Source organism: Pedococcus sp. P5_B7, assembly GCF_054049895.1.
The window spans coordinates 327,060-335,478 of sequence record NZ_JBFULM010000004.1 but is presented as its reverse complement, the minus strand read 5'-3'; the positions used below and the strand labels follow the sequence as shown (position 1 = coordinate 335,478).

The window sequence follows — 8,419 nt, the reverse complement described above, 5'->3', positions numbered from 1 at the left end:
GGCCAGGTGCTGCAGTTCTACGACGGCGACTACCTGCTGCGCACCGAACAGCGCCGAAGCGCCGGGGAGGTCAGAGTCAAACGCGCCCAAGTCCCGGGCGGGCAACGTAGGGTCAGATCGAGTGACACCCATCAACCGAAGTAGGTGTCACCCATCAACCGAAACAGTGTTACCCAACAGCCGAAGCCCGGATGACCGGGATCAGCCGAAGTAACACACAGACGTGTGTGGGCCCCGTGGGACTCGAACCCACAACCTACGGATTAAAAGTCCGCAGCTCTAACCATTGAGCTAGAGGCCCCGGCCGGCCACGCGGCATACCCACCGTTGTGCCGAACCGGCCACAGACTAACGGCTGGGCAGCCGTGCGACCCACGGCGTTCGGAACCCGTCCGTGCGCCGGTCCGTTGGCTCGACATGAGCACCCTCACCTGTCCCAAGTGTGGTTCCGGCATGCGCAGCTACGAGCGCAACCAGGTCCACGTCGACCAGTGCACGGGTTGTGGCGGCCTGTTCCTCGACCGCGGGGAGCTCGAGGCACTCGTGGCCGCCGAGACCTCCTGGCATCAGCAGCCGGCAGCAGCCGCCCCGGCCCCGCCGCAGCCGCCCGTCCCGCAACCCCCTCAGCAGCAGGGTGGGTGGCAGCAGCAGCCGGCGCAGAGCTACCACGCGCCGTACGGCCAGCGTCGCAAGAAGTCGTTCCTCAGCGAGCTGTTCGACTGAGCCAAGTCCGACTGAGCCAAGTCCGACTGGGCCAAGTCCGACCGAGCCCTGGACCGAGCGGCGCGACCGAGCTGGCTCGATCCCGCCGCCGTCGGCACCACCTGAGAGACTGGGCGGGATGAAAAACGAGCCCAGTGGTCGCCCCGGTCCGCGCCGTCCCGCGTTCTTCAGCCCCACGGCGATGGAGGCGCAGGGTGGCACGGTCCCCGACCCCGCGCAGGTGACCGAGATCGCCCACGAGACGGCGGCCGTCCTCGTCGGCACCGGCCGCGCCACCGACGACCCCGCCCTCACGGCCCGGCTGGTCGCGCTGGTCGACGAGCTCGGGCTGTCGACGGTCGCGGAGCTGTGGGCCGACCGTCCCGCCCGCAGCCTCCCCGGGGCCCTGTGGCGCCTCTACGCGTTGCGCGAGTGGGTGCAGCGCAGTCCCGAGGAGGCGAGTGCCGACTACGCCGCCGGCATCCGGTTCACCGACGTCAACCATGCCGTGGCCGGGGTCGCCGAGCCGCCCGGGCCGGCCGAGCTGCGCGAGCTGACCGACTCGATCCTGCGCGGGGTGTTCTCCGGCGACTTCGCGGTGGCGCTGCAGCGTGCCGCGGCGTTCTGTCGCGTTGTCGCGGCCGGTCGCGCCGACCGGGCCCACACCACCGACGCCCACGACCCCGAAGCAGCCAGCGCCCAGACGCGCCGTGCCGCCTCGATGCTGTCGACGGCCGAGGACCTCGACGTCGGCGCCCGCCTCTGGCAGGCCGGCGAACTCATCTGAACGGCCCCTTGCCTGCAGCGAAACACGCCTCTCGAGGAACAACATCCGGGCCACCGGGGTTACAGTCGGACGTGCGTCGGGCCGCGGTAGCCCCGGGTCCCAACTGAAGCCGCTATGAGCGGCCACGCGCCGTGAGGCGCTCCCGGCCCGACGCGCACACTGTTCACCTGCGCGCCACCTCGGTATGCCGCCCGCTCGCCCTTCTCGGCGGCGTCCCCGAAGGCGTGGCGAGGGGTGGTGACGGGGTCGGTGGGCCGGCTCCGTGGCATACCTGGGCCTGCCCGCCGAGCGCCTCCGAGGCCGCGCGCCACGCCGCACGGGCACCGCAGATTTGGGTGCACTTGGCAACCATCATTCGGCATAGCCGGTTGGGACTAGTCATGATCAGTGGTCACATGACCCACATGGGTGGTTCCCGGGCATGGCGGGTCAAGAGATAGCAAACTGGATGCCACGTTTGCCCGGCGCTCCGTTAGCGTTGAACCCATGACCACCGACCCGCGCGCCGGTGCAGACCTCACCGATGATGCGCTGCAGAACGAGATCGAGCTCGTCGGAGATCTCGTCGTGGCCGCGTCCGCCAGCGAGCGACCGCTGACCGAGGACGAGATCGACGAGGCCCTCGGGATCGAACGCGGGCAGCAGAAGTCCCCGGAGGACACGCAGGGTGTCGCGCACCCGCACCGGGCAGGGAAGCGGCTGAACGCCTGAGCCTGTCCCTCCTGGTGGAGCGATCGAGCAGTCGAGTTGCGCTTTGACGCGTACTTGCCCGTAGCATCGTCCACGGCCATCCCCCCTTTGCGTGACCGGAGAGAACCGTGGGCTTTCGCCTCACCCCCCAGGAGAACAGCTTTTACGATCTGTTCGCCAAGTCCGCTTCCTACCTCGTGCTCGGCTCCCGTGAGCTGACCACGCTGCTCGGAGTCGACCCGTCGGAGCGTGAAGCCGTCGCCACGCGGATGCGCGAGATCGAGCACGACGCCGACGAGGCCACCCACGAGATCATCCGCAAGGTGAACAGCTCGTTCATCACACCGTTCGACCGCGAGGACATCCACGGTCTGGCCTCCACGCTGGACGACTGCATGGACATGATGGACGCTGCTGTCGACCTGATCGTGCTCTACCGCATCGGTGACCTCCCGGCCGGTGTTTCCGACCAGGTCGAGGTGCTGGCGCGGATGTCCGAGCTCACCGCCGACGCGATGCCGCGACTGCGGTCGATGAAGGACCTGTCCGGCTACTGGATCGAGATCAACCGCCTCGAGAACCAGGCCGACCAGATCTACCGCCGCCTGCTGGCCGGGCTGTTCAACGGCGACTTCGGCGCAGACACCCTCACGATCATGAAGCTCAAGGAGGTCGTCGAGGAGCTCGAGGCCGCCGCTGACGCGTTCGAGAAGGTGGCCCACAAGGTCGAGAGCATCGCGGTCAAGGAGTCCTGAGCCTCCCCATGGACTGGCTTCCGGTAGGAATCGTCATCGCCCTGGCGATGGGCTTCAACTACACCAACGGCTTTCACGACGCGGCCAACGCGATCGCGACCTCGGTCTCGACCCGCGCCCTGACGCCCCGGGTGGCGCTGGTGATGGCCGCGATCGCCAACCTCGTCGGCGGGCTGATCGTCTACAAGTTCGGCAAGGTCGCCGCCACGGTCGGCAAAGGGATCATCGAGGCGCCGCAGGGCAACGAGGGCCTCGTCATCTGTGCCGCCGCCCTGATCGGTGCGACCGGCTGGAACCTCCTGACTTGGTGGTTCGGCCTCCCCTCCTCGTCGTCGCACGCCCTCATCGGCGGGCTCGGCGGCGCTGCCCTGGCTGCTGGGGCGCACGTGAAGTGGGCGGGCATCTTCGAGAAGGTCATCATCCCGATGATCCTCTCGCCCATCGTCGGACTCATGCTGGGCTTCCTCGTGATGACCGCGATCCTCTGGCTGTTCCGGGGCGCGCAGCCCGGCAAGGTATCCCGCGGCTTCCGCTACGCGCAGACTGCGTCAGCAGCGGCGATGGCCTTCGGCCACGGGTTCCAGGACGCGGCCAAGACGGCCGGTGTCGTGGTCCTCGCGCTGACCGTGGGTGGTCACTACACCGGTGACAAGGTTCCGCTGTGGGTGCTGCTGATGAGCGCCATCGTGATCTCACTCGGCACGTATGCCGGTGGGTGGCGGATCATGCGCACGCTCGGCCGCCGCATCATCCACCTCGACCCGCCGCAGGGTTTCGCGGCGGAGACGACGGCCGCCTCCATCCTGTACGTCGCGGGCATGGCGTTCGGCGCCCCGATCTCGACGACCCACACGATCACCTCGGCGATCATGGGCGTCGGTGCGACCAAGCGCCTGTCCGCCGTGCGGTGGGGTGTGGCCGGCAACATCGTCGGGGCCTGGGTGCTGACCTTCCCCGGCGCCGGCCTGGTCGCCGCCGCCAGCTGCTACCTGATCAACCTCTTCGTCTGACCCGACCCCCCCGCACTTCTGGCCACTGGTGTTGGGTGCGGGGCGCGATGTGGGGCACTGGTGCCGCATGGGTGGCCCGAAGTCGGGGGGCTCCCGCACTTCTGGCCACAGGTGTCGGGTGCGGGGCGCGATGTGGGGCACTGGTGCCGCATGGGTGGCCCGAAGTCGGGGGGCTCCCGCACTTCTGGCCACTGGTGTCGGGTGCGGGGCGCGATCTGGGGGCCTGGTGCCGCATGGGTGGCCCGAGGTCGGGTGGGGGTAGCCACGCCAACGTGGGTGAGGCTGTCCACAGGAGTGGGCTCGCGGCATACACGATCCACAGGCGATGGCGCACGCGTCGCCAGGTGCAGCGTGACTGGCCACGATCTCGACCATGCGAACCACGGACGCCCGTCGCTGGATCGACCTGCCGCAACCATTCCTGTGGCAGGAGGCCAGAGGAGCCGGGCTCAGTCACGCGGCACTGTCTGGTGCGGTGCGACGTCGCGAGGTGATCAAGATCGCCCCTTCGCTGTATGCCGTCCGCGAACCGTGGCTCCGGCTCGATCCGACCGAGCTTCACGTTGCCTTGGCGCGCGCAGCACAGGCCTCGATCCCCGAGTCCGTGGTGAGCCATGTCAGTGCTGCCATCGCTCTGGGTCTCCCCACGCCGCAGGGGCCCGTGGGCAAGGTGAGTCTCACGGCGCGTGAGTCATCACGGACCAGCTATCCCGAAGACTGGCGTCGGGTGCTGCAGGCCGAACTGCCCGCGGACCACGTGTCCACGGCCCACGGAGTACTGCTGACCAGTCCCGCCAGGACAGTGGTGGACTCGTTCCGGCAGAGTCGCTTTCGAGATGCCCTTGCGATCGCCGATGCGGCCCTGCGGGACGGGTTGGTCCAGCCGGAGGAGCTGCGGGAGATGCGGGCATTCCAGACGCGGTGGCCCGGCATCCGGCTGGCGGAGGAGGGACTGGGCCTGGTCGATGGTCGGAGGGAGAGCTGGCTTGAGTCGGCTTCGGTGGCCGTGGCACATCGGCGCGGATACTCGGTACCGGAGAGCCAGATCCGCATCCACGACATGGAAGGCGTGTTCGTAGGACGGGTCGACCACCTGTGGCGAGGAGCCGGGGTGATCGGGGAGGCCGACGGCCTCGGCAAGTACCGCGGAGACCTGGACGATGAGGAGGCCACAGCCGAGCAGATTTCAGAGATCGTCCTGGCCGAGCGTGATCGCGAGCGTGGCCTGGAATCCTTGGGCTTTGCCGTCGCCCGGTGGGGGACCGCTGACTTGCGCGACTACGGCGAGGGACTGTGCCGGGCGTTGAGCGCTGCGCGCCGTCGTGCTCGTCCGCAGTCGATCAGGTGCCTATGGCGCAGCAACGACGACGAACCCCTGCAGCCGTGGAGATGGCCTCCGGCCGAGGCGTCCGCGGCCTTCCCAGCTGCCTGACTGGCCGCGCCGCGCGCCACTTCTGGCCGCTGTTGTGGCTCCGGGACCCGGAAATCCAGGGCCGGTGCGGCATGGGTGGCCAGAAGTCGGGAGTCCCCCGCACTTCTGGCCGGTGGTGTGCCTCCGGGACCCGGAAATCCAGGGCCGGTGCGGCATGGGTGGCCAGAAGTCGGGCCCGGGGGAGGGAAAGGACCGATCAGCCGAAGCGACCGCTGATGTAGTCCTCGGTGGCCTTCACGCCCGGGTTGTTGAAGATCTTCTGGGTGTCGGCGACCTCGATCAGCTTGCCGGGCTTGCCGGTGGCCGCGAGGTTGAAGAACGCCGTCTGGTCGGAGACCCGGGCGGCCTGCTGCATGTTGTGCGTGACGATCACGATCGTGTACTTGCTCTTCAGCTCCGAGATCAGGTCCTCGATGGCGAGGGTCGAGATCGGGTCGAGGGCCGAGCAGGGCTCGTCCATCAGGAGCACCTGCGGCTGCACGGCGATGGCTCGCGCGATGCAGAGTCGCTGCTGCTGGCCGCCGGAGAGGCCGGCGCCGGGCTTGTTGAGCCGGTCCTTGACCTCGTTCCACAGGTTCGCGCCGTTGAGCGACTGCTCCACGACGTCGTCGAGCTTCTTCTTGCCCTTCACCCCGTTGAGCCGCAGACCCGCCGCCACGTTGTCGTAGATCGACATGGTCGGGAACGGGTTGGGTCGCTGGAACACCATGCCGACGGTCCGACGGACGGCCACCGGGTCGACGTTGGAGGCGTAGAGGTCCTGGTCGTCGAGCATGACCTTGCCCTCGACGCGCCCGCCGGGGATCACCTCGTGCATCCGGTTGAGGGTGCGCAGGAACGTCGACTTGCCGCAGCCGGACGGGCCGATGAAGGCGGTCACCGAGCGTGGTTCCACCGTCATGGTCACGCCTTCGACGGCCTTGAACGCACCGTAGTAGACGTTCAGGTCACTGACGTCGATTCGCTTGGCCATGGTGTGCTTTCGTCCTTCGGGATGGGTATGCCGTGCGGGCCGGCATCGGGCGGAGCGGAGTCTGGGGGGCTACTTCTTGACGGAGCCGAAGCGGGCGATGACCCGGCCGGCGAGGTTGAGGATCAGGACCAGGAGGATGAGCGTGAGGGCAGCAGCCCAGACCCGGTCGACGGCCGGCTGCAGGCTCTCGGTGCGGTCCTGGTTGATCATCGTGGGCAGGGTGGCCATGTAGCCGCCGAACAGGTCGCTGGCGATCGACTTGGTGTAGGGGCCAAGGATCAGCAGGGGCGCGGTCTCACCCATGACACGGGCCAGGCCGAGCAGGATGCCGGTGATGATGCCGGAGAAGGCCGTCGGGAGCACGACCCGCGCGATGGTCTTCCACTTCGGGACACCCAAGGCGTACGACGCCTCGCGCAGCTCGTTGGGGACGAGCTTGAGCATCTCCTCGGTCGAACGCACGATGACCGGGATCATCAACAGCACCAACGCCAGGCAGACGGCGAAGCCGACCCGCTGGAACCCGAACGTCGTGACCCACACGGCGTAGACGAACAGGCCGGCGACGATCGACGGCACACCAGTGAGGATGTCGACCATGAACGAGACCGCCTTGGCGAACTTCCCGCGACCGTACTCGACGAGGTAGATGGCGGTCATCACGCCGATCGGCACGGAGATCACCGAGGTGGTGACGCCCTGGATCAGGGTGCCCTGGATGGCGTGGACGGCGCCGCCTCCCTCGCGGCGAGAGGTGATGCCCTTCTGCGAGTTGGTCCACCACTGCGAGTCGAGGACCAGTCCCACACCCTTGGAGAGCACGGTCCAGAGGATCCACACCAGCGGGATCAGGGCGATGAGGAAGGCCAGCCACATGACGACGCGAGCCAGCTGGTCCCTGAACTCGCGACCACGGGCGGGGTGTCCCAGAGCGGGGGGAGCCGCACGCTCCGGAGCCTTGGCCACGGTGTCGGTGCTCATTCGGTGAAGGCCTTCCTGCGCTCGATGACGATGCGGGCGATGGCGTTGACGACGAACGTCAGGACGAACAGCACCAGGCCGGCGGCGATGAAGGCCCCGGTCTTGGCGGGCGAGTCGAACTCACCGGCGTTGTTGGCGATGCGTGATGCGAAGGTCTCGCCGCCGTTGAGCAGCGACCAGGTCCACTTCGAGCCCTGCGGCAGCGACGACACGATGATGGTGACGGCGATGGTCTCGCCGAGCGCACGGCCCAGCGCCAGCATCGCTGCCGAGATGACGCCCGGGCGCCCGAAGGGCAGCACCGAGACGCGGATCATCTCCCACTTGGTGGCGCCCAGGGCGAGCGCGCCCTCCTTGTGCGTCACCGGCGTTTGCGCGAAGACCTCGCGTGACAGCGCGGTGACGATGGGCAGGATCATGATGGCCAGCACGACGCCGATGAGCAGGATCGTGCCGCTGGTCCCGGTGCGGGAGAAGAGCGGGATCCACCCGAGGTGGTCGGACAGCCAGATCTGGAACGGGTCGAACCACGGCGTGAAGGTCTTCAGGCCCCACAGGCCGTAGACGATCGACGGCACCGCGGCCAGCAGGTCGATGACGTTGGCCGCGGGGCGCGAGAGCCACCGCGGCGAGTACTGCGTGATGAACAGCGCGACGCACACCCCGACCGGCACCGCGATGAACATCGCGATGGTGGAGGCGGCCACCGTCGTCCAGAGCAGCTCGACGATGCCGAAGCGCAGGTTGTCGCTGTCGCTGACCGACCAGTCGCGCGACGTCAGGAAGTTGACCTTGTCGTCGGCGATCGCCGGGATCGCCTGCCACAGCAGGAAGACACCGACCAGCGTGACGAGGCCGATGACCAGTGCGCCGGAACCCTTGGCCGCGGCCGCGAAGGCCCGGTCGCCCAGGCGCCCGGTGCCTGCACCGTCACCACTGAGGGGGCCTCGTCCGTCCGGGCCGGGCAGCTCGTCGGCGACGGAGACTCCGGTCACTGATGCCACGGCATGTGCCTCACGATCGGGGGTGCTGGTGGGTGAGCGGGGAAGCAACGAGCGGGGAAGCAACGAGCGGGGGAGCAGGTATGCC

General features: G+C 68.4%; 9 protein-coding genes and 1 tRNA gene. 6 read left to right on the top strand and 4 right to left on the bottom strand.

Annotation, left to right across the window (positions count from 1 at the left end):
- Positions 1-228: 228 nt before the first annotated feature.
- Positions 229-301 (bottom strand) — tRNA-Lys (locus tag ACXJKD_RS12250).
- A gap of 116 nt (positions 302-417) precedes the next feature.
- On the opposite strand from ACXJKD_RS12250, the gene ACXJKD_RS12245 reads away from it, so the two are divergent.
- The 6 genes from ACXJKD_RS12245 to ACXJKD_RS12220 all read left to right on the top strand — a co-directional run bounded on the left by ACXJKD_RS12245 (position 418) and on the right by ACXJKD_RS12220 (position 5,376).
- The gene (locus ACXJKD_RS12245; protein WP_457254852.1) at positions 418-723 is read left to right on the top strand and encodes a TFIIB-type zinc ribbon-containing protein; all 306 of its coding nucleotides are present in this window, start codon (positions 418-420) and stop codon (positions 721-723) included.
- 118 nt (positions 724-841) lie between these two features.
- Positions 842-1,489 carry a hypothetical protein gene (locus ACXJKD_RS12240; RefSeq protein WP_457254851.1) on the top strand — a complete coding sequence of 216 codons (648 nt, stop codon included), beginning with the start codon at positions 842-844 and terminating at the stop codon, positions 1,487-1,489.
- Positions 1,490-1,975: 486 nt separating this feature from the next.
- Positions 1,976-2,200, top strand: coding sequence for a hypothetical protein (locus ACXJKD_RS12235; RefSeq protein ID WP_457254850.1), 225 nt, complete (start codon positions 1,976-1,978; stop codon positions 2,198-2,200).
- Positions 2,201-2,307: 107 nt separating this feature from the next.
- Positions 2,308-2,934 carry a DUF47 domain-containing protein gene (locus ACXJKD_RS12230; protein ID WP_344137647.1) on the top strand — a complete coding sequence of 209 codons (627 nt, stop codon included), beginning with the start codon at positions 2,308-2,310 and terminating at the stop codon, positions 2,932-2,934.
- Between the two features lie 8 nt (positions 2,935-2,942).
- On the top strand, positions 2,943-3,944 hold the full coding sequence (locus tag ACXJKD_RS12225) for an anion permease (protein ID WP_457254849.1): 1,002 nt from the start codon (positions 2,943-2,945) through the stop codon (positions 3,942-3,944).
- Positions 3,945-4,434: 490 nt separating this feature from the next.
- Positions 4,435-5,376 carry a hypothetical protein gene (locus tag ACXJKD_RS12220; protein WP_457254847.1) on the top strand — a complete coding sequence of 314 codons (942 nt, stop codon included), beginning with the start codon at positions 4,435-4,437 and terminating at the stop codon, positions 5,374-5,376.
- Positions 5,377-5,572: 196 nt separating this feature from the next.
- Here the strand turns inward: ACXJKD_RS12220 and pstB are convergent, their stop codons facing one another.
- From pstB to pstC, 3 genes are all read right to left on the bottom strand, one after another.
- Positions 5,573-6,349 carry a phosphate ABC transporter ATP-binding protein PstB gene (gene pstB / locus ACXJKD_RS12215; protein WP_457254846.1) on the bottom strand — a complete coding sequence of 259 codons (777 nt, stop codon included), beginning with the start codon at positions 6,347-6,349 and terminating at the stop codon, positions 5,573-5,575.
- Positions 6,350-6,418: 69 nt separating this feature from the next.
- Positions 6,419-7,330, bottom strand: coding sequence for a phosphate ABC transporter permease PstA (pstA, locus tag ACXJKD_RS12210; RefSeq protein ID WP_457254844.1), 912 nt, complete (start codon positions 7,328-7,330; stop codon positions 6,419-6,421).
- Positions 7,327-8,334, bottom strand: a complete 1,008-nt coding sequence (pstC, locus tag ACXJKD_RS12205; RefSeq protein ID WP_457254842.1) for a phosphate ABC transporter permease subunit PstC — start codon at positions 8,332-8,334, stop codon at positions 7,327-7,329. Before pstC ends, pstA begins: the two co-directional genes overlap by 4 nt.
- Positions 8,335-8,419: the final 85 nt, after the last annotated feature.

What these genes read in the sequence shown, in the direction of transcription:
- ACXJKD_RS12245 (WP_457254852.1), top strand. Translation starts at nt 418, where the DNA reads ATGAGCACCCTCACCTGTCCCAAGTGTGGTTCCGGCATGCGCAGCTAC.
- ACXJKD_RS12240 (WP_457254851.1), top strand. Translation starts at nt 842, where the DNA reads ATGAAAAACGAGCCCAGTGGTCGCCCCGGTCCGCGCCGTCCCGCGTTC.
- ACXJKD_RS12235 (WP_457254850.1), top strand. Translation starts at nt 1,976, where the DNA reads ATGACCACCGACCCGCGCGCCGGTGCAGACCTCACCGATGATGCGCTG.
- ACXJKD_RS12225 (WP_457254849.1), top strand. Translation starts at nt 2,943, where the DNA reads ATGGACTGGCTTCCGGTAGGAATCGTCATCGCCCTGGCGATGGGCTTC.
- pstB (WP_457254846.1), bottom strand. Translation starts at nt 6,349, where the DNA reads ATGGCCAAGCGAATCGACGTCAGTGACCTGAACGTCTACTACGGTGCG.
- pstA (WP_457254844.1), bottom strand. Translation starts at nt 7,330, where the DNA reads ATGAGCACCGACACCGTGGCCAAGGCTCCGGAGCGTGCGGCTCCCCCC.